This is a genomic window from Candidatus Nitronauta litoralis, assembly GCA_015698285.1.
GTDB lineage: Bacteria > Nitrospinota > Nitrospinia > Nitrospinales > Nitrospinaceae > Nitronauta > Nitronauta litoralis.
The window spans coordinates 327,924-353,396 of record CP048685.1; the positions used below are offsets into that span (position 1 = coordinate 327,924).

Below are 25,473 nucleotides of genomic sequence, written 5' to 3' on the forward strand. Positions count from 1 at the left end.
TGCGAGATTTTTTCACTCAGTTGAATGCAACATTGTAACGACCGACCTTCTAAAGTCAACCAAACCCTGATGAATTAGGCCTTAATATGGTAGAGACCGGCACTTTCAACTCTTCTCCCGAAATTCTGACCCGGATTGCTGCACTTAAAATCCATGCCACCCGTCTGGTTGAAGGGTTGTTATCGGGACAGCATAAAAGTCCCCACAAGGGTTCCAGTGTGGAATTCGCAGAGTACAAGGATTACACACCCGGCGACGATATACGGCATATCGACTGGAAGGTTGTGGGAAAAACCGACAAATACCATGTGAAACAGTTTGAGCAGTCCACCAATCTCAAGTGCAACATCCTGCTCGATGCCAGCGGCTCCATGGCCTATGAATCCCCGATCAAGGATTCAATTGCCATGAACAAAGCGGACTACGCAAGAACCCTGGTCGCCGCCCTGTCTTATTTGCTTTTAAAGCAATACGATGCGGTAGGGCTGATCACATTCAACGACCGGGTGTCAGACCACATCCCTCCTCGTTCCAAGCCCTCCCATTTCCAACCAATTCTTTATAGTGTGGGACAAACCGAATTTTCAGGTGAAACCCGGATTAAACACACTGTTGAAGAATTGATAGAAGGGTTGCCCCGGCGCGGAATGCTGGTTATGGTATCGGATCTTTTATCCCGTGACGACGATGTTCTCAAAACACTAAAACTGATTTCCAGCAAGGGCCTTGAGGTTATTCTGTTTCATATACTACATCCGGATGAGGTTCTATTCCCATTTGATGGCGACATTGTTTTTGAATCCCTGGAAGACGATCCACCCATCGGGCTTGATCCGGTCGAAATTCGTCAGCAGTATCAAGATTTGATTCAGGACATGATCCGGCACTATCGGCACCATTGCCCCTCTCTTGGAATCGATTACCAGTTCACTCAAACTGATACGCCACTGGACCAGGTGCTTCGTTATTATCTTCTTAAAAGAAGGAGCCTGTTCAAGGCATGAGCTTGAATTTTTTAAATCCAATCTACCTATTCGGGTTGCTTGGGATATCCCTGCCCGTTTTGATCCACCTCCTGACCAAAAGGCAACAAACACGAGTCCGTTTTTCTGCCGTGTATTTGCTGACCCAGGCACAGAAAAGATCAATCCGCCGATCACGTCCGAACCGTTTATTACTGCTACTGTTGCGATGCCTGGCCCTGGCATTCCTATGCCTGGCCCTGGCCAATCCACTCTTTTCGATGACGGATCAGAGCGATCTCCTGCCGGACCAGCCGACAGCCACCGTTTTTATTCTGGATGATTCATACAGCATGGGCGCGCTAAGCCAGGAGGGTTCTCTTTTCAAGAAAGCCTTGAAAGTTTTCGATTCTTTTTTGGAAAAAATGCCAGACCATCATCAGGTCAGTCTGGTGCTGGCATCCGATCCACCTCGGGTTTTACAGGGCTGGACAGGCGAAACCGATGGACTAAGAAAACAGGTCCGATCCTTCAATCCCAGTTTCCAGACAACGAATATTGGCGGAGCATTTGAACTGGCGATGGATCTCCTTGGAAATGGTCCCAAGGGGATTAAAAGAGTTTTCCTCTTGACGGACCTTGATGAAAACGGGTGGCGGGAAGAATCCTTTCCTTCGATGGATGAGAAAAATGTTCAGGTCCGGGTGCTGGATTTTTCCGAATCCCAGTCGATTCCGAATCATGCTGCGGTTGAGTCAATCCGGGTTTCCCAGGAGTTTTTAACCCACAGCCGAATGATCCGGGTACGATATGGGATCAAAAACCTCTCATCCACGCGAGCCCTGAACTCAGTCAATGCATCTCTCTGGGTCGACGGCAGCAAGCAATCAGAAGAAACGCTTTCGTTGAAACCAGGAGAACTCCTTCATAAGGAATTCACCTTCCCCCATCTCGGAAAAGACCGGTTAACGGGTTTCATCAAATTGTCCGACGATGGGCTGCTGACCGACAATAAAAGGATTTTTTCATATCAGCCAGATCAACGATTACGGGTCCTGCTGGTGGATGGTGACCCGCGCGGGGTGTCTCATCAGAATGAAATATTTTATATCGAACGGGCCATGAATCCGTTCTCTCGGTCGGTTTCTGATATCGAACCGCAAATCTCCACACTTGCCGAATTGCCCAATCTGGATCTATCCCGCTTTTCTGCAGTAGTGCTTTGCAATGTGAGGCAGATTCCCTTCGGCTACGAAGAGGAACTGGAGCGGTTCGTGTCCCAGGGCGGTGCCTTGATGATAACTTTGGGAGATCAGGTCAACCCCCGAGCCTACAACCAAAAACTGGGAGGCCTGTTACCCGTTTCCCTTAAAACCATCAACCAGATCAACCGGAATGAAAAGCCTTTCCGTGTACTGGCAGAAGCCAGCGGGCACCCCGCATTAAAGATATTTTCGGGCAAAATGCTTCAGGAGTTGGAGCATGTTCGTATCAATACTTTTTTCAGCCTCGAATCAAAATCCGGACAACCCTATATTGTCCCCATGCGACTCACCAACGAGGAACCCTTGTTAGTGGAATCTGATTATGGAAAGGGCAAAGTGCTGCTATACACCACCAGCATTGACCGGGACTGGAATAACTTCCCGATTCAACCGATGTTTCTTCCCTGGGTTCAACGCTGGATTAAGTACACAGCACAGTCGCTGGATGCCATTACCCGAAAAGACCTGCGCGTAATGGAAGCAATCGAATTCGGTGATAACGAAGACAACTGGTGGGTGGAATCTCCCGAAGGGGAAGCTCATTACCTATTGGCAGAAAACGACCTGTTGCCCCGTTTTGAAGAAACGCGAAAACCCGGTGTCTATTCCCTTTATACCGCTCCACCCACTCAAAAGGATTTTCAGGAAGGAGAACAAGTAGAAACAACCGACAAAATCCCTACTTCTGCGATTCCTGCCGGAGGATTTACTGTGAACATCGACACGCAGGAATCAGTAACCGAAAAAATAGGAGAAACCCGGATTCGGGACATATTGCGTGGGTTGACAGTTGACATTACGCACCAGCCGGAATCCATTAAATCCACCCGTGTTGAAGCTGGTTTTCCACTGGTCACCCCTCTTTTACTGTTGGCTGCCCTTGCTCTTTGTACTGAAGGCTGGATGGTCCGAAAAGAATAAACACGCACTGCAAAATGCGATCGCCCGAGGAAAATCTGTAATCAAATATTTCTTAACAAAGGCATTAAATTTTTTCCAAAATGCTGCAGGCTGGCAGGTCCATTCATTTGCTATACTGGAAGAAATCCAGCTTTCACCTTCACTCAAATGATCCCGATGCAATCATCATGGCGTTTTATTAAAGTTTTTCTTTTTCTGTTTTTGCTAGTTTGCAGTCTGACAATACAGGTCCAGGCAAAAACTGGGAACCCTCTCCACAAAGAGCTCCTGAACACCCTGTCCTTTCCCAATGATCGTCTCAATTTGACTCAGGCTTTGTGGTCCATTTCAAAAGACTGGGATGGGACTGTCGACAAAAACCGCTTTCACCAATCGCTACAGCAATTGACCTCGGCTGTTGAGGCCAGGCTTGGCAATTCACCTTCACCACAGAAAACCATTCAGACCCTCAGGGAAGTGATCCATAAAGATTACGGCTATCAATTCACTGATCAGGTGGACCCTCAGGGAATCCCTGTTAACCCGGCTGAACTATTCCTGCACGGACTCCTGAAATCCAAACGAGGGTATTGCATGAACTTGTCCCTCCTTTACCTGATCGTTGGTGACCGTCTGGACCTGCCGCTCCATGGAGTGGCTTTGCCCAATCATTTTTTTGTTCGCTATGATGATGGCACTTTCAGGGCCAATATTGAAGCAACACAAGGTGGACAATCCTTTGATGATTCATTTTATCGAGACCGGTTTTTGGGAGCCTCGGCGAACAATCCTTTCTTCATGAAAAACCTGACCAAAAAACAAACGCTCGGCGCTTATCTGAATAACGTCGGGATGGTGATGTACCGAAACAAACGGACCCCAGATGCTCTTTTTTATCTGGAACAATCGATCGCATTGAATCCAAAAGCGCTGGATGTCCGCAACAACCTTGCCAATATTTATTCGGAACAAAAGGATTTCAACCGCTCTATCGAGCTGTACCATAAGGCCCTTGAAACAGATCCCAATAACTGGCAAACCTATTTCAACCTGGGAATTGCCCTATCGGAGGCCAAAAGGGATAAAGAAGCCATCGAGGCTTTCCGGCAGGTAGCACAGATCAACCCTGGGCACGCCCCGTCCCATAATGTCCTGGCACGGCTTTATATGGAAAAGGGAAAGTGGTCCAGCGCTTTAATCCACCTGAAAACTTTAATCCAACTCGAACCGCAAAACCCTGGACACCGTCTAAGAGTGGCGCATGCCTATCTCCAGATGGACCAGGCCCGGGTTGCCTTGAACTTTTTACAGGAAACTCAACGGGTGTTTCCTTTAACCCTGGATGTGAATGAGCTCATAGCCGAGGCGCATTACAGGCTTAAAGAGTACAAATCCGCTGGAACCCAACTCGAACATATCATCGAAAAGTCCCCAGGTACCCAACATGCCTATATTCAACTGGGCTGGATACACTACCTCCAGAATAATATTGAAGATGCCATTCAACGAACTCAGAAGGGACTTGAGGCGGGCAAGGACCCGAGCATGAAATCTCTGGGTGAAATGAATCTCGGGCTTTTTCACCTGGTAAAAGGGGATGCGGAAGAAGCCGAACGCTGGTACCAAAAAGCGCTGTCTCAAAAAAATGATGCTCTATTATCCGCTATGGCCGAAGATCTTTCCGAAGCGCAAAACAGGTTTCCTGAAAACGCTGAAACTTCTTTTTTTATTGGATGGGTCTTGATGGAATCTGGTAAACCCGGGGAAGCGATTCCTCATTTAAAACGATTTCTGGAACGCAAACCCACCGGGCGACTTGCGAACCGGGCTCATTCATTTTTAAAGGAAGCAGAAAAGGCAGGCCCTTCAAGAAATGCAAAAGCACCCGAAGGCATGATCCTGATTCCGGAAGGGTTTTTCATCATGGGGTCGAACCACCATGGTGAGGACGAGCGGCCTGAACACAAGGTTTTCGTTGATGCTTTTTTCATGGACGAAACGGAGGCAACCAACAAAGATTTTGCAGCCTTTTTGAACACCGTTAGCGATCCGAAGGACCGGAAGAAATTCTTCAAAGCGCAAAAGTTCTCAACCATCATTTCTGATGGAAGTCGATATTGGCCTGTGGCGGGGGCTGAAGAATATCCAGCGAATTCCGTCACCTGGTTTGGTGCGAAGGCGTATTGTGAGTGGAAAGAAAAACGTATTCCCACTGAAGCGGAATGGGAAAAAGCTGCGAGGGGGCCGGATGGCCTGATCTTTCCCTGGGGCAACGAACCCCCAACCCATGACCGGGCACGTTATTTCCAGACCTGGACCCAGGAGCAGGGATTCCGCACCCTGATGCCCGTAAAATCGATGCCCGAAGGGAAGAGTCCCTACGGACTTTATCACATGCTGGGGAACGTTAAAGAATGGGTAGACGACTGGTTTGATCGCGAGTATTATAAGCAGGAAAGCCACAAAGTGAACCCGGTCAGCCCACTCGGCGGAGAATTTAAGGTACTCAAAGGAGGTTCCTGGCGGGATCTCAAGTCGGTCCTGTATTCTTCATTCCGGAACAATAGTTTTCCCGGGAGCGGGCTGGATGATTACGGTGTCCGGTGCGCCAAAAGCGCTGATGGCAAACTGGCTCCGGGCCGCCTGGCGATGCTGGAGCCTTTACAGTAAGAAATCGGCCGACTGAAAACCGGTATAGAATCAAGAGCCCCTTACAGGAATTTTTTTTACATGATCGGCGCAATAGAAATTCTGATTATCCTTGTGATCTTCGGCATCATCTACGGCAAGGATGCCATCGATAAAACCTACCGCAAGCGTCCGGATGAAGGGGTCGTCGAAAGCCTCGCGGTAGATGTAAAAGAATTCTACAAGGAAAACCCCCGCCGCCTGCTCTATATCCTGCTAGGTGTATTGGGTGGACTATCCTTTCTAGTCACCATTATGTACTACCTGATCACCGAGACCGATCTAGGACGCATGATCGGGATGACCTGATCTAATTGCACGCTCAATAATTAAATCCGTTGTCACGCACGTGAATTGCCGGATCGCCTCCTTTGAGGGTTTTACCTCCGGTGATTTCACCTACATACAAAACGTGATCCCCGGTATGCGCCTGGTCCACCACTTCGCATTCAAGGTAGCTGACTGCGTCTTTCAGAATTCGTGCTCCACCAATTCCCTCGGTTGTTTTCAGTCCCTCAAAAACTGACTTTCCCGGTTCCGGACTTTTAAAGAAGTGTTTCATCAGTTCCTTATTTTCTTTTCCGAGTACGTTGATGATGAACACACCGGAAGCTTCGACCAGTAATCGTGCCGGACGCGCCACTCCAAGCGAAACCGTGAGCGCAGGTGGTTCAAAACCGCACTGGTTGACCCAGCTCGCCAATACCGCATCTTCCTGGTCACCGTGTTTGGCGGTCATTATAAACAAACCACTCGGAACACGGCCCAACGCTTTTCCTACCTGCTTCTTATTTTTCAAAACACCCTCCAGTCGAAATTCAATTTTCGAAATGATTATAGCCAACAATTATTGGATAAAACAGTTTTAGAGCTAAACATTTGAAGAGAAAAAATATCTACCACCGGCCCGGAATTTCTTTACCACAGTCCGGGCAATGGCCATTTTTGAGTCTATTGGAATGTACCCTGAAACCGACACGTTCTATCAAAACAGCATTGCATCCCGGGCAACAGGTGTTCTCAAGTCCCCTGGTCTGCCCCGGAAGATTGCCACAATACACAAAATTCAAACCGGCTTTCTTGCCGCAATCATAAGCCCTCAATAACGTCTCGACAGGAGTCCTGCCCCGGTCAGTCATCTTGTAATCAGGGTGAAACGCCGTTACATGCCAGGGGATATCGCACGATACATCAGCCAGAAATTCCGCTATCGATGAAAGCTCTCGTTCAGAGTCGTTGTAATCCGGGATCACCAGCGTCACCACCTCAAGCCACATACCTGCCTCTTGCACGTGTTTGATAGTATCGAGTACTGCCTCAAAACTCCCGCCCAGCTTCCGGTAATTTTTTTCGTCGAAGCATTTAAGATCAACTTTGTAGAAATCCACAAAAGGACGGATGTACTCGATCACCTCGGGTGTGCCGTGTCCGTTGGAAACGTAGGCCGTGTTCAACCCTTGCCTCCTGGCTTCCTGAAACACTTCCACAGCCCACTCGCTGGTGATGAGAGGCTCGTTGTACGTTGAAACGATTGTCTGTGCACCTTCCCGTTTCGCCACAGAACATAGTTCTTCGGCTGTAATGTGGGTGAAGTTTTGCGTTGAAGCTTCGTCGCGCAGAGTCTGGGACGTGAACCAGTTCTGGCAATAGGCACATTTGAAATCGCAGCCCAACATCCCGAAACTTAAAGCCCGGCTTCCCGGCAAAGCATGGAAGAAGGGCTTCTTTTCGATGGGGTCATTGTGAACACCGGCGGCGTAGTGGGCAGGGACTTTTAAAACGCCGTCTTCATTGAAACGAACCTTGCATACACCCCGTTGACCTGCCTTGAGTTCGCAAAGGTGACCACATGCCGTACACAACAACCTGCCAGCGCTGAGATCGCGAACGAGTTCACCAGGTCTTGTATTATTGTCTAATGAAATTTTTTCCAGGATTGGGGCCATCGGCCGGGCCCTTCAAAATGAAGGAGAGATCACTCGGTTGTGATTTTTTCGTTTTTCTCAAGAGCTCCGATCATGGAATGCCATGAAAGTGAAGCGCACTTTACACGCGAAGAGAATTCGCGCACCCCAACAAACATTTTTAACTTGCCTAAATGGTGCTCATCTTTTTCCGGGTCCAGATCTCCCGTTACCATTTTTTGAAACTCATCAAATACCACCTTGGCTTCGTCTGTGGTTTTTCCTTTCAGAAACGCCGTCATCATCGAGGAGCTTGATTTTGAAATAGCACACCCCGATCCCATGAAGCTCGCATCTTCAATAATATTATCCGGAGTCACCTTGAGGTAAACCGTGTAATCATCCCCACACATCGGGTTTACCCCATGGCATGAATGCGTTGAGTCTTCCATTTCCCGGAAGTTTCGTGGCTTCTTGTTATGGTCTAAGATCACCTGCTGATAAAGCTCTTTATCGTACGACATCCATCGCCTTTCAAAATCTAAAAATTATTTTTGACCTGCAATCAACAGTCACTTAACTCAGGAAAACAGTTTAATTGCCTTTTTCAAACTTTCCGCCAGAGCATCCAGTTCTTCATACTTGTTATAGAAAGATACAGATGCCCGCGTGGTCGCTGGGACCTTAAATCGCTGCATCGTGGGCTGGGCACAGTGATGACCCCCACGACAGGCAATACCGTCCTGATCGAGCAAAGTCACCACATCGTGGGGATGAATCACATCGCTGACAAAAGACAGGATACTCGCCTTGTTTTGCGCCGTCCCGACTATCTGCACGTTATCAATATCGTTCAGGAGTTTCGTTCCATATTCCAGGAGATCGTTTTCATACTCCGCAATTTTTTCGACTCCGATTGCATTCAAGTAGTCCACTGCAGCACCCAATCCAATAACTTGTGAAATCGGTGGCGTTCCTGCTTCGAACCGACTTGGAGGGTCGTTATACGTCGTTTTTTCTAACGTGACCTGCCGGATCATATCGCCACCAGTGACATAAGGGGGCATATCCTTAAGGACTTCCATCCGGCCGTACAACCCGCCGATTCCACTCGGCCCATACATTTTATGACCAGAGAAGGTATAGAAATCACAATCGATGTCTTTCACATTAAGTTTCATGTGCGGCGTGCTTTGAGCGCCGTCGATCAATACCTTCGCACCCACTTTTTTCGCCATCGCGATGATTTCTTTGACTGGGTTAATGGTACCCAACGCGTTAGAGACGTGATTGACCGCCACTATTTTCGTGCGATCACTCAGCAGTTTTTCATATTCTTCCAGGATCAACTCACCCCGGTCATTTACCGGAATAGCTTTGAGAACAGCGCCGCGCTCTTCACAAACAACCTGCCAGGGTACTGTGTTGGCATGGTGTTCAATATTAGAAATGATGATCTCATCGCCTTCATTGATGAACGCTTTACCAAAACTGTGAGCTACCAGGTTGATCGCCTGCGTGGTGCCACTGGTAAAAATGATCTCATTGGGGTCGGGAGTGCCCAGCAGGTCGGCCACTTTTTTCCGGGCCTCGTCATACATCCGGGTCGACCCCTCGCTCAGGAAATACGCACCACGTCGTACAGTACCGTATTCTTCGGAATCAAATTTATGGACACGATTGATCACAGCCCAGGGTTTCTGGGTGGTCGCCGCATTGTCCAGATACACCAGAGGATTGCCGTGCACGATTTGCTTCAGCACAGGAAAATCCGCACGGATTTTATCGACATCGAAGGGAAGGGTTTCGACGGTGGAATCAGTCATTCTTCACCTCAAGTTTTTTTAGTAAAAGGGCTTTCATATCCGCCAGTACTTCCGGGTAGGGCACCTGACTGATCAGGCTTTCCACGAAACTTGTGGTGAGCAGCTCAGTTGCAAGGTCCCCGGGGAGTCCACGGGTTTTAAGATAAAACAGCTGGTCTTCATCAATCTGTCCGACGGTCGCACCATGGGTGCATTTCACATCATCGGCAAAGATCATCAGGTTTGGTTTATTGTCCGCATGCGCTGTGTCGGACAACATCAGGTTGTTGATCAACTGGTGGGAAGAAGTCAGTTGAGCCCCTTCATTGACGATGACTGTTCCGTCGACACTGGAGCGCCCCTTATCATTGATTACATTTTTGAAAAGCTGATGGCTGATGGTGTGCGGTGCTTCATGATGAATACGAATAAAGTGATGCGATTGGTCCTCATTGATTAGAACGGAAGCATTGGTCAGTCTGGCCTCGGCTCCTTCACCCTGCAAACGGATTTCACTGTGAACCCGCGCGAGTTTGCTGCCGCCGGAACCACAAAGCGCATTGAAGCGGCTGTCGCGTCCTTGAAACACACGGATCTTTTCCATGTGCCAGGCTTCAGCATGGTCGGCCTGCACCCGGGCAAGCGAAACACTGGCACCATCGTCCAAAATAAAATCCTGAACCGAATTGACAAAATACCCAGCGCCAGTGCCGATGTATTTTGTCACCAGTTTTACTTCAGACGTCCGTCCGACCCTGACCAACAGGCGCGCATGGTGCGTTGCCGGAGTTTTTGTTTCCGTGCCAATAGTCAACACCTGCAAAGGCGTTTCCATAACAGTTCCTGCCGCAACCTCAATCAGGAGCCCGCCTTTTAAAAACGCTGCGTTGAGGCAGGCGAAAACATCGTTTTCACCTTCGATGGTTTTTTCAAGGTGCGTCTTGATGTCGTCTTGTGACAATGCCTCTTCAAGAGCGATGAGTTTAACCCCCTGAGGCAATCCACTGGTATTGGATAAGCTTTCATCGTAAACACCGTCGACAAATACAATGCGGGAATCCTGACAGGATGCATAGGTGTTGGCATCTACAGAGGCCGGCTCGACCTTCCCAGAACTCAGTTGAAACTCCGTACCCGAAATTTCATGCGTGTTGACGAAGGTGTACATCTCGTGCTTGGGATGGGGAAATCCCAGCGTTTCGAAGCGTGCAATTCCTTTATCGTTAATTGATCGAAAAGAGGGACTCGCACCGGATTCCAGAAACTTGCGATGCAGTTCCTGAACAGCGGCCTCCCCTTTTTGTTCTGCGATAATATCCGACATGGGTCTCCTTTTAATTGGCAGTCTCGGCAACGACCCAGTCGTAACCTTGTTTTTCCAGTTCCAGGGCAAGTTCCTTGCCTCCGGACTTTAAAATTTTTCCCTTGCCGAATACATGGACATAATGCGGCTGGATGTAATTGAGCAGGCGCTGGTAATGGGTGATCAGAATAAGGGCATTGTCCTTATTGATGAGTTTGTTCACACCCCCCGAGACGGCTTTTAAGGCGTCAATGTCGAGACCGGAGTCGGTTTCATCAAGAACGGCAAGACTCGGATTGAGCACTGCCATTTGGAGGATTTCATTTTTCTTTTTTTCACCACCGGAGAATCCGTCGTTCAAAAACCGATGTTTGTACTTTGGGTCCATCTCCACCGTTTTCATTTTTTCATCGAGCAACTCATCAAAATCAAGTGGATCGAGCTCATCCTCGCCCTTGCTCACCAACTGCGCGTTATAGGCCAGACGCAGAAATTCAGCGTTGTTGACTCCTGGAATCTCCACAGGGTACTGGAAACCGAGGAAAATTCCGGCAAGCGCACGCTGCTCCGGCTCCAGTTCCAGCAGATCTTTCCCTTTATAGGTGATCGACCCCTGAGTCACTTCGTAAGACGGGTGTCCCGCCAGCACTTTTGACAACGTGCTTTTCCCAGAGCCGTTAGGCCCCATGATGGCGTGCACCTCACCAGCGTTGATCGTTAGGGAAACACCTTTGACAATTTCCGTGCCTTCAAACCCTGCATGTAAATCTTTTATTTCAAGCAACGACATTTATTGTTTTCCTCAGATTAATTAAATCTTTATTTGAAAATTTTCAAGACCTGCATCTTAGTCCGTTGGAATCAAGCACCTCTAAAAACGAGAGCCAGACCCCGTGACAATAGTCACAAGGCCCGGCCGGTTTTAATCCGGATTCAAACAGGTGTCAGCCGACGCTGTCTTCCAGTTTGAGCGCCAGAAGTTTTTGCGCTTCCACAGCAAATTCCATTGGCAACTGTTTGAACACTTCCTTACAAAATCCGTTGATCACAGTCTGGATCGCATTTTCACGAGAGATCCCGCGCGACTCAAAGTAGAACAACTGATCCTCTGAAATTTTTGAAGTCGAGGCCTCGTGTTCCAGTTGAACAGAACTGTTGGCAGTTTCTATGTAAGGAAACGTGTGGGCGGAACATTTATCCCCTACCAGCATGCTGTCGCACTGCGTGTAGTTCCTTGCGTTTTTGGCTTTAGGCCCAACCTTCACCTGACCACGATAACTGTTGCTCGACTTGTCTGCCGAGATCCCTTTCGAGATGATGCTTGAGCGGGTGTTTTCGCCAATGTGGATCATCTTGGTTCCGGTATCCGCCTGCATCAAGCCATTGGTCAGCGCGACTGAATAAAATTCGCCCTGCGTGTTGTCACCCTGCAGAATGCAGCTCGGGTATTTCCAGGTGATGGCGGAACCGGTCTCTACTTGTGTCCAGGAAATTTTAGAGTTGTCGCCCACACACTTGCCACGTTTCGTGACGAAGTTGTAGATACCCCCCTTGCCCGTTTCCGGATCACCGGCATACCAGTTTTGAACCGTGCTGTACTTGATCTCCGCGTTTTCGAGCGTGACCAGTTCAACCACCGCCGCATGTAACTGGTTCGTATCGAACTGAGGCGCGGTACACCCTTCCAGATACGACACATAACTGTTTTCTGCGCAGATTATGAGTGTACGTTCGAACTGTCCTGTCTCTTGGGTGTTGATCCGGAAGTACGTCGACAGTTCCATCGGAGAAATGGTATCCGGGGGAATGTAGACAAAGGAACCATCGGTGAACACAGCGCTGTTGAGCGCAGAATAAAAATTATCTCCAATGGGCACCACAGTACCTAGGTATTCCTCCACCAGCTCCGGGTATTCCTGTAAAGCTTCCGAAATAGGACAGAAGATGATGCCCACTTCCATCAACTTTTTCTTGTGAGTTGTGGCAACACTGACACTGTCGAATACCGCGTCAACTGCAACATTGGCCAGCTTCTTTTGCTCATCAAGCGGGATACCCAGCTTATCAAATGTCCTGAGCAATTCTGGATCGACCTCGTCAATACTCTCCAACACCTTTTTCGGTTTGGGAGCAGAGTAATAAGAGATGTCCTGAAAATCGATTTTCGGGTAATGCACATTCGGCCACTTGGGCTCTTCCATCGTCAGCCATTTTTTATAAGCTTTGAGACGGAAATTGAGCATGAATTCCGGCTCATTCTTTTTCTTCGAAATATGGCGAATGACATCTTCGTTCAAGCCCTTCGGCAGGGTGTCCGATTCGATGTCGGTGGTAAAACCGTACTTGTATTGACCACGGTCCTCCAGAACTTCATCAACGCTTGGGGACTTGGTTGGGTCTGTCATATTTTTAAACTCCTAACGAGTTTTTTAATAATTACGTTACATATTGGGAACAACCTGCAACTCCGGATACACATTGGTTCGCAGGGCTTGTTCAATAAACGATAGCGTTGCACCAAGAGAAGAACCGCAACTACCGCAGGCCCCCTGGTATTGCACCATCACCTTTTCTCCATCAACAATTTCCAGGACCTGGATATTGCCGCCATCAGCCATCAACGCGGGACGCACTTTTTCAGTCAGTACCATGTCGACTTGCTGGATCTGTTCTTCCTCGGAAAGCCCCAACCAGGCCTGCTCGGCCAAAGTCAGGTCCTTGAAGGTGGACGCTGGTTTTCCCGCTTCCTTTACCGACGCACTGACTGCAGCCAGAGCTTTGGAGTTGGGGTAGTTTTCCTTAATGATTTTCATCAACTCGGCAACCGAAGCAAGCGACTTGGTTTTGGATTCCGGAATCGCAGGAACACCTTCCTCGTCACGCAATTGCCTCTCTACATCTTCACCAGTAAGAGTGCAAGCCTCGTCAATTGTGAGACCTTTCACCATTGAACTGAGAGTTTCACAGATACCCAGGGACACTTTGCCCCCATAAGCGAAGAATTTGGAACTGTATACGCGGTCCTCAGAAGGATCGACCAGCCAGTACAGTTTCATGTCCTTGAACTTGGCTTCGACCAGCGCAAGCCCCTTTTCAGTGGCTTCTTCTTTATAAAAAGCGCCCCGGTGCTTTGGCTGACCTGCAGCCTCATCGAATTTCTGGGAAAATTTTTCCTCAACAGCAGACATAAGCTTTTATTTTCAATAAGTTAAAATGAGCCCCTCATTTGGAGCATCATTGGAATGGAAATCTGGTTATTGTAAAGGAATTATACTCCAACCCCTTAAATAAACAACCTTTCACAGTTTAAGATGCGCGCGACCCGTAAAAAGTTCCTGCTGTTCCTGAATTTAAACCCACTTATAGATAAATTTCTTTGGTTTCACAGTCCAGGTCTCTAAAAAACGACGAAAATCATTGCCTCAGAAAACAACACAATTCCGGGAATTTAGGAAGGAAACGGGGTATAATTTGTAGCAAGCATAGGAACCTCCGGGACAGACCAAATAAATTTGGCTTCAATCCCGGGAATTATGGTCGTCCCGCGCCTTTCTGGGACTGTTTGAGGCATTCCATGAGCGTAGATACCCAACCACAGCGCCCTATCCTGAAAGACGGAATGGGCAGAACCATAGTCAATCTCCGGATTTCCGTCACGGACCGGTGCAATTTCCGCTGTACCTATTGCATGCCTGCTGACAACGTCGAGTTCATGGACCGCGAAAAACTGCTGTCTTTTGAAGAACTCACTCGTGTCGTGCAGGTAGTCTCCAAAATGGGGATCTACCGGCTGCGCCTTACGGGCGGTGAGCCTCTTTTACGCAAAGACCTGCCAAGCCTCGTAAAAATGCTGAAAGGAGTCCAGGGCATCGAAGATGTCGCCATGACCACCAACGCGTTCTTCCTGAAAGAACACGCCCAGGCACTTGCAGACGCTGGTTTGAGTCGACTCAACATCAGCCTCGACGCTCTCGACAAGGAAAAATTCGCCCACGTCAACCGCCGCGACTGTGTTCAGCAGGTTCTCGACGGTATCGCCAAAGCCCGCGATGTTGGATTCCAGTCAATCAAGATCAACGCCGTTGCGATGAAGGGTTTCTCTGAAGACGAGATTATCAAGCTTGTAGAGTACGGTCGGTCGGATGGTTTTGAAATCCGCTTCATCGAATTCATGCCACTGGATGCTGACAAAACCTGGGAACGCGACAAGGTCCTGTTTGGCCACGAGATCGTCGACATCATCAAAGCAAAGTTTCCGCTGGAGCCGATCCAGGATTCACTCGAAATCGGACCGGCCAGCGAATTCCGCTTTGCCGACGGTAAAGGAAAAATCGGGATCATCACCGCTGTGAGCAATCCCTTTTGTGACTACTGCAACCGCATCCGTATGACAGCGGACGGCAAGCTTCGCACCTGTCTCTTCTCCGAAAACGAGCACAATCTGAAAGAACTGATCCGGGGTGGAGCAAGCGATGCGGATATAGAACAAAGAATCCGCGAGGCACTGGTCATTAAAGAACCAGGACACAAAATCAACCTGGATGATTTCAAGCGGCCAGAACGCGCCATGCACGCAATTGGCGGCTGATCCCCGGATTCCAACTTCCTGCCCTTCTAAATCCCTGCACTTTTTGCAATACTCAGGTTAAATTTTCGTCCATAAGGCGCGGAAGTTCCATGTTTTCAACCCATTTTTTTTTACCCCTTTATTTACCTCCCAAAGCCATCCAAAAACAGATGGACCATGGTGGCGAAGCGACCGATAAGGAATATAATAAAGGCAGAAAGTGTTTTGAAGGGACTTCACACTTTGAACCCCTTCAACTTAAGTTTCACCTCCTCCTCAATCCGGGAGCGTTCCCCCCAACGCTCCCGGATTCTTCTTTGTTCGCCTTTTCAAAATTTTCCCTTACGTCAAAGTTTGTGCTAATTTGAACCCGATTTAGGAAGAGCTTGGCCAAAGCGGGATATTTTGGAGCAAAGCGAGCGTCATTGCGAGGAGTCCTTCGACAAGCTCAGGATAAACTCTAGCGACGAAGCAATCCAGCCGTGCAACGCCCGGAGGAAACTGGAAATAACCTCTGGATCTACCCCTCCGGGGCACTAGAGCTTTGGAAAAATACCGTGGCCGCGCATCCTCTGGTCGCTTGCGATGGCGGGTTTTTTGCCGCCAGTGGTATCAGACCGATCCGCTTTTGTTTTGGAATCTTGCAAAACCCTCAAAATAAAACTGCTGCTAAAATGACAGGCTGCTCACGACTGACTCGATAACCTCAAATTTAAAGCACAAGTAAACAACCCGCTATGGATCTGGAACAAAAAGAAACGGCACTTCGAAGCTTTATTCGCGATTGCGAAAGCACCGTAGTGGCTTATTCCGGTGGCGTGGACAGCGCGCTGGTGTTGACCGTCGCACATCAGGAACTGGGCGAAAAAGTTATTGGAGTCACCGCCCACTCGCCAAGTGTCCCATTGAGAGAGCGAGAAGCCGCGGATGCTTTTGCCAAACAGATCGGTGTCCGTCATCAAGTTATAGAAACAGGAGAAGTGAACCTGCCGGAATACCGGCAAAATCCGGCCAACCGGTGTTTCTTCTGCAAAACCGAGTTGTACAGCCACCTCATCCGGTTTGCTAAAGAAGAAGGATTCACAACACTCCTCAATGGCACCAATTGCGATGATCTCGGAGATCACCGTCCGGGCCTCAATGCCGCCGAAAACTTTCATGTGAAAAGTCCTCTGGTCGAAGCAGGTATGACCAAGCAGGATGTACGTGCGCTGTCTAAAAAAATGAGATTGCCTCTTTGGGAAAAACCGGCATCACCTTGTCTCGCTTCGCGAATCCCTTATGGACAAGAGGTAAACGAGGAAAAACTGTTGATGGTCGAACAGGCAGAGGATTATTTGCTATCTCTAGGTTATCGCGAACTCCGGGTGCGCCATTTTGGCAACACGGCCCGCATCGAATTACCGGTTGGTGAAATAAAGACCTTACGAGAGGGATCCCATTGGCAGGAAACCAAAGAGCGCTTTACCGAAATCGGGTTTCACGAAATAGAAGTGGATGAAGAAGGATTTCGCTCCGGAAAGTTAAACGCTTCACTGACCTGACACACATCACGAGGGAGAGCTTGGTATAAGTGCTTTTTGAATGAAAACAATAAAGGATGCCCCACTTCGACTGGAGAAGGACAAGCGCTCCTGTTCAAGAACCGCTACTCGCGTTCTTGAATGTGACACATTGAAACGACAGGATGTCATTCTGAACCCCTCGACTTGGCTCAGGACAAACTCCGCGAAGAATCTCGCCTTTGCTTTGGATTTTCAGGGTTATACAATGGTCTGGCTACAAAGGGGTTAACGGACTAATCCAAAATAATTAATAGAGGCACCTATGTTTGAATTTAAGCTCCGTCCTGAAATGCGGAAGAAACTGAAAGACCCGGACCTGTTTGTTAAAGGTCAGGAAAAAGTGCATTGGGGAATCATCATCGCTATGAGCGGCGTGGTGATGTCCGGTATCCTGATTATCCAGGATCCTGAAAAATCAACCCACCCCGTCTGGCTGATGATTTTGGGACTATGCGTTGCCGTCTTTGGTGAATACCAGAAGTTCCGGGCTAAATAGCCTTTTCCAAACCTACACTCCTGAAAATATATCCCTTAAACCCCTGCCTCAGGATTTTGCTGTTTCACCTGGTTCTGGATGGTGTTGAACACGGCCAGGGCCTGAGCCACCATCGATCCCATATCACCTGTATTCTCGGGCAGCAGTACCGTGTTGGTTGTCCGGGCCAACCCGCTGAATGCATCGATGTATTGTTCCGCAAGTTTAAGGGCGACGGCTTTTTCGCCTCCGGTTTTTTCGATCGAAACGGCAACCGTTTCGATTCCTTCCGCCGTTGCGCGCGCCACTTCCAATATGGCCTGCGCTTCACCTTTGGCCCGATTGATCTGATCCGTCATCGCAGCTTCTGACTTTAAAACAACCTCCTGCTTTTGACCTTCTGCAATATTAATTTGAGACTGGCGCTTGGCCTCTGAACCCAACACCTCGGCCCGTTTTTGCCGCTCCGCCGCCATCTGCAGTTCCATCGCTTTAAGTACCGTTGCGGGAGGGTTGATGTCCTTGATCTCATAACGCAGACATTGAATTCCCCAGACCTCTGAAGCCTCGTTGATGCTCAAGACAATATTCGAGTTCAAGGTTTCCCTTTCTTCGAATGTTTTATCCAGCGTCATCTTTCCGAGCTCCGAGCGCATGGTGGTTTGAGCCAGCTGAGAAATCGCGTAGCGGGCATCGCCCACTCCATACGAAGCCTGCTTGGGATCCGTTACTTTTAGATAAAGGACTCCGTCGATCACCAGTGTTACGTTATCCTTGGTGATCGCAGACTGGCTTGGAATGTCGATTGCATTTTCTTTCAGGGAGTGTTTATAAGCCACCTTGTCTACAAACGGAATGATGAAGTGAAGACCTGCATTGAGGGTTTGTGTAAACTTACCCAACCGTTCCACAACAAATGCGTTTTGCTGAGGAACCAGCTTGACCCCGGCGGATACTACGACAAAGACGACAAAAGCGATCGCCAGGTAAAAAAGATCAAACCCTTCAATAATTTCTACTTCCATAACCTATACCTCCCTGGAATGTGTCCAGATAATTTCAGTGCATTTGTGGATCTGAAAAAACTGGATTCAGAAACAAATCTCGTTTCAACATTTTTCAAAATCAAAAACCGATAACGACAATAATCCTTATGCCTTATCAGGCAAACCCGGCTCCTGGCTCGATCGAACAATCAGAACACCCTGGGAAACCCGGGAAATGGTGACTTCTGATCCGACATCGATACTATCTAATTCTCCAGACTCCATCTGGCAACTCATAATGGTGCCCGACCAACGTACTTTTCCTTTCTTGCCCTTTTCCAGGGGACTGCCGAAAACGATAGCGGTGCTACCGACCATATCGTCGAACCCCGTCCCTTTCCCCTTGATGAATTCCTTCAGGGGTTTCCACAAGAGAATGGTCCATAATCCGGTGGCAAGGAAAAACAGGGTGAACTGGGATACCGTGCTTTCAATAGCCCCTGCGAGTAAAGCCGCCCCCACAGTGAGCGCCCCAAGGCCTGAAAACAGTCCGCCAATACCGGGCAGTACCATGATCTCCATGCCAATCAGAATAGCTCCACCAACCAACCAATAGGTGCTGGGCGAAAATTCCATTACAATTTGCATAAGCAGTTCGTCAGCTAAGAAAATATTTAAATTTAGAATACCACGCAGGGAAAAATAACCAGGGTCAATATTTATACTAATCCGGTACCCCGGATTCACCAATAGCAATCTTTCGCAGAAACTTTTGGGAAGGAAGGATTGAATACTTTTACTTCAGAATTGAAACCTGAGGGAATCGCTCAGGAATAGAAATGGGATTCAACCCGGGGTTGCCTCCCAGGAGCTCCATAGCTCCTGAGAAGCAACCCCTCATTGTCACCCCGGTGGAAGGATGCCCAAGGTCGACACCGGGGGGTTTGGGGAACCAGTTCCAAATAGAAATATGGAGCCTTCCAGAAAATTGTCAAGTCCAGGGGAATAACAAATGCGCCGATTCGGCATTTCCGTCCAACCTGGAGATATCTTTTTCCCAGGTTATTTCTCTTTTTTATCGTTCTTGTTTTCTGCGGTTTGACCAAGCTCACGGGAACGCCGGGTGGCCTGCTCTACAGCGTTCATTAAAATCGAACGGATGCCCCCCTCTTCTAATGCATGCACCCCGTAAATAGTTGTGCCTCCAGGAGAGGTCACCATCGCTTTTAGTTCGCCCGGATGCTTGCCGGTCTCCTGCGCCAGCCGCGCCGAACCCACGACCGTCTGCAAGGCCAGAATATCGGACACATCCCTGGATAACCCGACTTTAACTCCGGCATCGGAGAGGGCTTCAATGATGGTGAAAATATAGGCGGGTCCACTGCCGCTAAGGCCAGTTACCGCATCCAGATGAGGTTCGGCGACATCGACTGTCTTGCCAATGGCTTCAAAAATGCGGTGTGCCACCTGCATCTCAGACTTTTTCACGTGTTTCCCTGCTGACAAAGCGGTTACCCCTTCCTGGACTACCGCAGGAGTATTCGGCATGGTACGCACTACCCCTATTTTCTTTTTCTTCCCTAATTGCAAAAAGTCTTCGATAGAATCGATAGACACGCCGGCGGCAACCGAGATCACCAGTTTTTGATCGGTCACCAGGTCCTGGATCTCATGACAGACATCTTTCATGACCTGGGGCTTTACGGCCAGAACCAGAATGTCGCACTTCTTTACAACCTCGCGGTTATCCATTGTCACTTTAATTTTGAAGTCGGAATGGAGGTCGTCAAGGCGCTCCTGCCGGACATCGGTGGCCCACACGGATTTGGGCTCAAGAAAATTTGCGTTCAGCAGCCCTTTGATAACAGCTTCCGCCATATTGCCGGCCCCGATAAATCCTATTTTCCTTTTGTTAAGCACAAGCGCTCTCCATTAGTTCTGGCTATAAAACCCGGTTAACTTCGCCCGCCAAACAGGGCTGTCCCCACCCGCACCCAGGTGGCACCCTCTTCAATGGCCACTTCAAAATCCCGCGACATTCCCATGGACAAATGCTTCAGGTTCAATCCGAACACCTTGTTCACATCATCTCTCAGTTCCCGGAGTTCACGAAACCAGGGACGGGCACTTTCCGGATCAGGATCAAACGGAGGAATCGTCATCAATCCCTCAATTGAAATTCCCGAATACTCCCGTGCCCTTTCCAAAATCACCTTTAAATTTTCGGGCGGAGTGCCCGACTTGGACGCTTCACCTGAAACGTTGACCTGAATCAATATACGGGTCACAAGCCCCTGCTTTTCACTTTCCTGATGCAGCTTATGGGCAAGCTCCAGAGAATCGATAGAATGCACCAAGGAAAATCGACCCGGAACGTATTTTACCTTGTTTTTTTGCAGATGCCCGACGAAATGCCAGTCGATACCAGCGTCTTTTAACTCTTCAATTTTACCAACCGCTTCCTGAATCTTGTTTTCCCCAAACACAAGCTGCCCGCATTCAATAGCTTCGCGAATGGAGTCTACAGGAAAAGTTTTGCTGATCGCCAGCAGGTTGATATCCGACACGTCCCGTCCGGCACGGTTGGCTGCCGAGGCTATGCGCTTTTGAATGGCTTCAAGGTTTTTGGAAAACAAGGAATTGTTTTAACCAGTAGAATCCGTCAGGCAGGTAACGTCAGTAAAGTGCCTGCTCGCCCGTTTCGCCGGTCCGGACTCGTATCGTCTCATCAACCGGCAGGATAAAGATTTTTCCATCTCCCTGCTTACCAGTACGCAGGATTTGAACCAGAGCGTCGACCACTTCATTCACACCTTCATCGTCGAGGACTACGGTGATTTCCACCCGGGGAAGAAACTGAGGCAACACAGACCCATTGGGATCGGATCCCGACCGCATCTGGCTCATAGGTTTGCCAATTCCTTTAACCTCTGAAACAGACAGACCCGGGGCGCCCAGTGCGAACAGTTTTTCCCGCACAGCTTCCAGACTTTCATATCGAATATAACAACGAATCATCTTCATAAGAGTAAATACTCTAGTCGAAAAAAAAGGGCTTTGCAAGCAATGCCTGCAAAGCCCAGGAAATTTTTGTCCTACGAAGGAAAAGGTTACTATTCAAAGACATCGGCAGCCTTTGATTGAGCCGCCCTTGAGACTCTGAAACCGGGTCTAAAAATCAAAATCCTTACCGGCCATCACGGCTTCCTCGACAACCTCTAAAAGCTTTTCACGATCAACCGGCTTGACCAGATAATCCTTCACTCCTTTTTTTAGAAGGGAAACGGCGAGTTCTGCATCCGGATAGCCAGTCACAACAATGACGGGAATACCTGCTGCTTCTTTTTTAAACACCTCTATCGCTTCCACACCATTAATCTTTGGCATCCTGATGTCGCAAAGGATAGCGCCTACATTGACAAGATTGTCACCGCTTCTTAGAAGGGATATCCCTTCCATACCATCAGTCGCTTCAATTACATGAAATCCGCCTTTTTCAAGATGAAGCCGAATCACTTCTCTTACATCTTCTTCATCATCAATTACTAAAATTTTTCCTTTAGCCATTTTGGGCCTCCTTCCGGTTTCAAAGAAAAACCGATTTCTGTTTTAGGCCACCCTGTTGGTGAAGGATTCTCTTCTAACCAGAACCCCTCCCATGGGGTCTTGAAATAATATAGGCACCTTTGTTTTGATCCCGCCAGTTTTTCTTTAGTCGAGTTAAATATCTATCTAGTTTCATTCAGCTATTATTTCCCAAGCTGTTGACAACCGCTTCAAAGGTTCCCAGATTAATTAGTCAGGTAGGGAAAAATGATGGGAGTGCCTCATGAGCGCAACTCCAGAAGGCGACGGAGCAGGGCATCTTCAGAAAACCGGACTGGTCGCCAAAATTCTAAAGATAATCATCGCAGTCGGAACTATCCCCCTGGTTCTGGCGATGGTCCTGGCTTATCTTCAAGGCAATGAATCTCTGCGCGGAGTGATAGGCTCAAGTTTTAAAGCGTTGGCATTTAGTAGCGCCACACAGGTTGACCGTGATCTGGAGGAAACGATTAACCGGATCTCTCAACTTTCCCGGCACCCTACCTTGAATCTGGCAGTACGCGAAAGGAATCGCTACCTGAAGTCAACAATCATTAGTGAGGATCTTGAAAAAAAACAATCGACTGAATGGAATGAAGGAGGCCCCATTCAGCAGGAAATTTTGAACAATGCCGGCAGTCGGGTTCTTAAAGGATTTTTGAAACAAAAGCATCCCTCTTCTTCTACGATCAAAAGTGTTTTCATAACGGACCTGCGAGGCCAACTTGTCGCAAGTTCAAACACCTACCCTCAATTTTCCAACCAGCTGCGAAATTCCTGGATAACTATTGTCCGGGAAAATTCCTCTGCCATTTTTTTCAGCGATCTTGAACGCGACCCGAAGCTTCAACTCCACACTATTGAAGTAGCTTTACCGCTTTTGGACCATTCCGGGAATATCCAGGGGGCCTTCCATTTTGTTTTTGATGCAAAAGCCCTATTCTCGCCTTCTATCAAAGACATCCGGTTTGGGGAAACCGGCCACGTGATGTTGATCGACTCGGAAGGGGTGGTCATGTCCTGTCCAATACTCCCCACAGGGCACAAGCTGGACAGCCCGGCTCTGGTCGAGGCTGTAACCGGTCCCGCTCCAGCATGGGTTGAAACCGAAGGTAACGGGCATGGAAGCCCGGAGCTTTCAATCATCGGTTTCTCTCCCCTTTCAAAAATAAATGAAAGAATCAAACCATTAAACGGCAAACGCCTGTACACATTCGCCTGGGAATCTTCTGAAGAACTATTTGCACCAACGAAAACCCTGTTCCTATGGATTGCTTCTGCCGGCCTGTTTTCGATTATCATGATCGGATTACTCGGAACAGTTGCGGCGCGGAGAATGGTCAAACCCATTCAAAAGTTAAAACACACTGCCGAGGCTATAGGACGGGGAGAAAAGGTTGAACCCTTGAAAATAAAAACCGGGGATGAAATCGAAACGCTGGCTGAAGAAATCAACACCATGAATGGGCTGTTACAAAAGGCTTTTTCCGGGCTTGAGCAACAGGTAGAAGAAAAATCCAGGGAAGTCGATTACCTGCGGGAGTACACGGACTGTATCCTGATGAGTGTGCCTGAAACCATAATTATTTTTGACGAGGAACTCAAAATAGAATATGGCAATGCCGCTTTTGAAAAACTCTGCGGTCAAACCGCTGACAAATTCCACGGTCAATCCCTGGGCAACCTGCCTCTGGAGGAACCAGAAAAATGGGAACAGGTTCAAAAAGAACTGGTCCTGTTCCAGGAAGGAGGCTCCAGGGAAAAAACTAACAGTCGCACTGGTGCACAGCACAATTACCTGGCCAAAGACCCCCTCTCCCCCGGCAATGAGTCTGTAGAAGATCATCCTCTCAATATAGAGATCGGAAACAAAATTTTTGCTTATGTCTTTTTCGATGTAGCCATAGAAGGCCATGAAGGAAAACGTTTTGGACTTATCATGAAGGACATTACCGAGGAGAAAAAGCTGCTGGACCAGTTGACCCTCGCCGACAAACTTTCAGGGCTCGGCACTCTGGCAGCAGGCATCGCCCACGAAATGAATAACCCTCTTTACACGATCATGGGGTATACAGAAGCAATCAAGGATGAAACCGACCCTGCAAACATCAATAAATATGCCAATAAAGTTTTGACCCGTTCAAAACAAATGGCTTCGATCATTCTAAACCTCACGGGTTATTCACGGTCCAACGGGCACGACGAACCCAAACCCGTGGATGTTAACGAACAGTTAAAAGCGGCTACTGAAATGGCACTGCTCGCTTCCTATTCCTCCGATATTGAGTTGGAGCAAACATTGGGAAACTTGCCTTTAATTTTGGCGAAGCCTGAGGAAATCCAGCAAGTCCTTCACAATATTATTCGCAATTCTGTGCAGGCAATGCAGGGGAAAGGAAAGATAAAAATGTCGTCACATTTCGACGGGCAACGGGTGGTGATCAGTATTCAGGACAATGGCCCTGGAATTCCGAAAGAATTTGCCAAAAAAATATTCGATCCCTTTTTCACGACCAAAGCTCAGGGAGAGGGAACAGGGTTGGGATTGAATCTGGTTCACAGGATCGTAAAAAAATACGGAGGAAATATCACAGTTGAATCGGATGTGGGGCAGGGAGCCCGCTTTATGATTATATTTCCCTGTGAACAGGCAGTCAGCCTGCAGGAGCCGGAGTCAGCAACTTAGCCCAATGGGTTTTCTCCCACTTGACCGCCTCCCGGTAATGGCGATACTCCCGTTCTTTCTTTTTAAAGTCACGATGGTGAGACTGCCACTGGCCATTCCGCTTCACAGGTGGGCAGGCTTGATGACACATCTCATGAAAAATAGTGGATTCCAAAACATAATGCGGGACAAACTCCTGTTTGAGCCTGGGATGAATTCGAATCAGGTTTTTAGCTGAATCGTATGAACCAAACCTGAATGAACGCTTGTTGGGTGTCTTGACTTCCCGGCCCCATTCAATACGGGCATCCAGCCTGCCTTTAAAATACTCCTTGTTCAACCGATCAAATATCCCCTGCAATCCGGTTTCTTCCTCCTCGACTTCGGGTTCCTTACGAGTGATGGTTGGGGTGGTCTTCTTCAAGTTTAGTAGATGTTCTTTCCCCAATTCACGGAACTTTTCCGGCACGATACTATGGCGCTCCAATCCTGAAAGCGACTTTGCCGCAAGATGCATCATGACGTTATCTTTTTCATCCTCAAAATAACCAAAATATCCTTCATTAAACATTTCAACATCCACCCGGTTTTGTCTGTTATCCAGACGAAGTTGGCCCAGGAAATCAAATCCACCTTTGCGGCAGGTGAACAAAAGCTTGAAGACGTCTTTTTCAAAGTCCTCTTCGCCAATTCCAAGGGAAACGGTTCCTGTATTCAGATTCGGGATCGTCATGCTTTCGGAGGTGGATTCCATGATGTCTCAGAGTGAAGGTGGGAAATTCAGGTTGGACAATAGCTACAGG

23 protein-coding genes are annotated in these 25,473 nt (G+C 48.3%); 8 read left to right on the forward strand and 15 right to left on the reverse strand.

Annotated elements, in window-relative coordinates:
* Positions 1-86 precede the first annotated feature (86 nt).
* The 4 genes from G3M70_01460 to G3M70_01475 all read left to right on the forward strand — a co-directional run bounded on the left by G3M70_01460 (position 87) and on the right by G3M70_01475 (position 6,124).
* The gene (locus tag G3M70_01460; GenBank protein ID QPJ60622.1) at positions 87-1,004 is read left to right on the forward strand and encodes a DUF58 domain-containing protein; all 918 of its coding nucleotides are present in this window, start codon (positions 87-89) and stop codon (positions 1,002-1,004) included.
* Positions 1,001-3,148, forward strand: coding sequence for a VWA domain-containing protein (locus G3M70_01465; GenBank protein ID QPJ60623.1), 2,148 nt, complete (start codon positions 1,001-1,003; stop codon positions 3,146-3,148). Before G3M70_01460 ends, G3M70_01465 begins: the two co-directional genes overlap by 4 nt.
* Before the next feature lie 303 nt (positions 3,149-3,451).
* Positions 3,452-5,797: an SUMF1/EgtB/PvdO family nonheme iron enzyme gene (locus G3M70_01470; GenBank protein ID QPJ60624.1), complete on the forward strand. Its 2,346-nt coding sequence runs from the start codon at positions 3,452-3,454 to the stop codon at positions 5,795-5,797.
* 60 nt (positions 5,798-5,857) lie between these two features.
* Entirely contained in the window at positions 5,858-6,124 is a 267-nt protein-coding gene (locus G3M70_01475) for a hypothetical protein (protein QPJ60625.1), read from the forward strand.
* A 13-nt stretch (positions 6,125-6,137) separates the two neighbouring features.
* On the opposite strand, the gene G3M70_01480 is transcribed toward G3M70_01475, so the two are convergent.
* The 8 genes from G3M70_01480 to G3M70_01515 form a co-directional block, all read right to left on the reverse strand.
* Entirely contained in the window at positions 6,138-6,614 is a 477-nt protein-coding gene (locus G3M70_01480; protein ID QPJ60626.1) for a flavin reductase, read from the reverse strand.
* Positions 6,615-6,711: 97 nt separating this feature from the next.
* Positions 6,712-7,761 carry an AmmeMemoRadiSam system radical SAM enzyme gene (amrS, locus tag G3M70_01485; protein QPJ60627.1) on the reverse strand — a complete coding sequence of 350 codons (1,050 nt, stop codon included), beginning with the start codon at positions 7,759-7,761 and terminating at the stop codon, positions 6,712-6,714.
* A gap of 29 nt (positions 7,762-7,790) precedes the next feature.
* Entirely contained in the window at positions 7,791-8,243 is a 453-nt protein-coding gene (locus G3M70_01490) for an SUF system NifU family Fe-S cluster assembly protein (protein ID QPJ60628.1), read from the reverse strand.
* Between the two features lie 57 nt (positions 8,244-8,300).
* Positions 8,301-9,545 (reverse strand): cysteine desulfurase, encoded by a 1,245-nt coding sequence (locus tag G3M70_01495; GenBank protein QPJ60629.1) that lies wholly within the window; start codon positions 9,543-9,545, stop codon positions 8,301-8,303.
* Positions 9,538-10,848, reverse strand: coding sequence for a Fe-S cluster assembly protein SufD (gene sufD, locus G3M70_01500; GenBank protein ID QPJ60630.1), 1,311 nt, complete (start codon positions 10,846-10,848; stop codon positions 9,538-9,540). The genes G3M70_01495 and sufD overlap by 8 nt, the downstream gene beginning before the upstream one ends.
* Before the next feature lie 10 nt (positions 10,849-10,858).
* On the reverse strand, positions 10,859-11,617 hold the full coding sequence (gene sufC, locus G3M70_01505) for a Fe-S cluster assembly ATPase SufC (GenBank protein QPJ60631.1): 759 nt from the start codon (positions 11,615-11,617) through the stop codon (positions 10,859-10,861).
* A 154-nt stretch (positions 11,618-11,771) separates the two neighbouring features.
* Positions 11,772-13,232, reverse strand: coding sequence for a Fe-S cluster assembly protein SufB (gene sufB / locus G3M70_01510; protein ID QPJ60632.1), 1,461 nt, complete (start codon positions 13,230-13,232; stop codon positions 11,772-11,774).
* A gap of 36 nt (positions 13,233-13,268) precedes the next feature.
* A complete protein-coding gene (locus G3M70_01515) occupies positions 13,269-14,015 on the reverse strand; it encodes an iron-sulfur cluster assembly scaffold protein SufE (GenBank protein QPJ60633.1) in 747 nt (248 codons plus the stop codon).
* 386 nt (positions 14,016-14,401) lie between these two features.
* Here G3M70_01515 and moaA point away from each other — a divergent pair, with 386 nt between their 5' ends.
* From moaA to G3M70_01530, 3 genes are all read left to right on the forward strand, one after another.
* A complete protein-coding gene (gene moaA / locus G3M70_01520) occupies positions 14,402-15,415 on the forward strand; it encodes a GTP 3',8-cyclase MoaA (protein QPJ60634.1) in 1,014 nt (337 codons plus the stop codon).
* A 716-nt stretch (positions 15,416-16,131) separates the two neighbouring features.
* A complete protein-coding gene (gene larE / locus G3M70_01525) occupies positions 16,132-16,938 on the forward strand; it encodes an ATP-dependent sacrificial sulfur transferase LarE (protein ID QPJ60635.1) in 807 nt (268 codons plus the stop codon).
* A 283-nt stretch (positions 16,939-17,221) separates the two neighbouring features.
* Positions 17,222-17,455, forward strand: a complete 234-nt coding sequence (locus G3M70_01530; protein QPJ60636.1) for a hypothetical protein — start codon at positions 17,222-17,224, stop codon at positions 17,453-17,455.
* Between the two features lie 35 nt (positions 17,456-17,490).
* Here the strand turns inward: G3M70_01530 and G3M70_01535 are convergent, their stop codons facing one another.
* From G3M70_01535 to G3M70_01560, 6 genes are all read right to left on the reverse strand, one after another.
* Entirely contained in the window at positions 17,491-18,459 is a 969-nt protein-coding gene (locus tag G3M70_01535; GenBank protein QPJ60637.1) for a paraslipin, read from the reverse strand.
* A 126-nt stretch (positions 18,460-18,585) separates the two neighbouring features.
* Positions 18,586-19,056 carry a hypothetical protein gene (locus G3M70_01540; protein ID QPJ60638.1) on the reverse strand — a complete coding sequence of 157 codons (471 nt, stop codon included), beginning with the start codon at positions 19,054-19,056 and terminating at the stop codon, positions 18,586-18,588.
* A 426-nt stretch (positions 19,057-19,482) separates the two neighbouring features.
* Complete coding sequence (gene proC, locus G3M70_01545) at positions 19,483-20,298, reverse strand: pyrroline-5-carboxylate reductase (GenBank protein QPJ60639.1); 816 nt, start codon at positions 20,296-20,298, stop codon at positions 19,483-19,485.
* 77 nt (positions 20,299-20,375) lie between these two features.
* The gene (locus tag G3M70_01550) at positions 20,376-21,056 is read right to left on the reverse strand and encodes a YggS family pyridoxal phosphate-dependent enzyme (protein ID QPJ60640.1); all 681 of its coding nucleotides are present in this window, start codon (positions 21,054-21,056) and stop codon (positions 20,376-20,378) included.
* A 40-nt stretch (positions 21,057-21,096) separates the two neighbouring features.
* A complete protein-coding gene (locus G3M70_01555; protein QPJ60641.1) occupies positions 21,097-21,444 on the reverse strand; it encodes a P-II family nitrogen regulator in 348 nt (115 codons plus the stop codon).
* Between the two features lie 147 nt (positions 21,445-21,591).
* Positions 21,592-21,987, reverse strand: a complete 396-nt coding sequence (locus G3M70_01560; protein ID QPJ60642.1) for a response regulator — start codon at positions 21,985-21,987, stop codon at positions 21,592-21,594.
* A gap of 262 nt (positions 21,988-22,249) precedes the next feature.
* On the opposite strand from G3M70_01560, the gene G3M70_01565 reads away from it, so the two are divergent.
* Complete coding sequence (locus G3M70_01565) at positions 22,250-24,691, forward strand: HAMP domain-containing protein (protein QPJ60643.1); 2,442 nt, start codon at positions 22,250-22,252, stop codon at positions 24,689-24,691.
* Here G3M70_01565 and G3M70_01570 read toward each other — a convergent pair.
* Positions 24,660-25,424 carry a SprT family zinc-dependent metalloprotease gene (locus G3M70_01570; protein ID QPJ60644.1) on the reverse strand — a complete coding sequence of 255 codons (765 nt, stop codon included), beginning with the start codon at positions 25,422-25,424 and terminating at the stop codon, positions 24,660-24,662. The genes G3M70_01565 and G3M70_01570 overlap by 32 nt on opposite strands.
* Positions 25,425-25,473 lie beyond the last annotated feature (49 nt).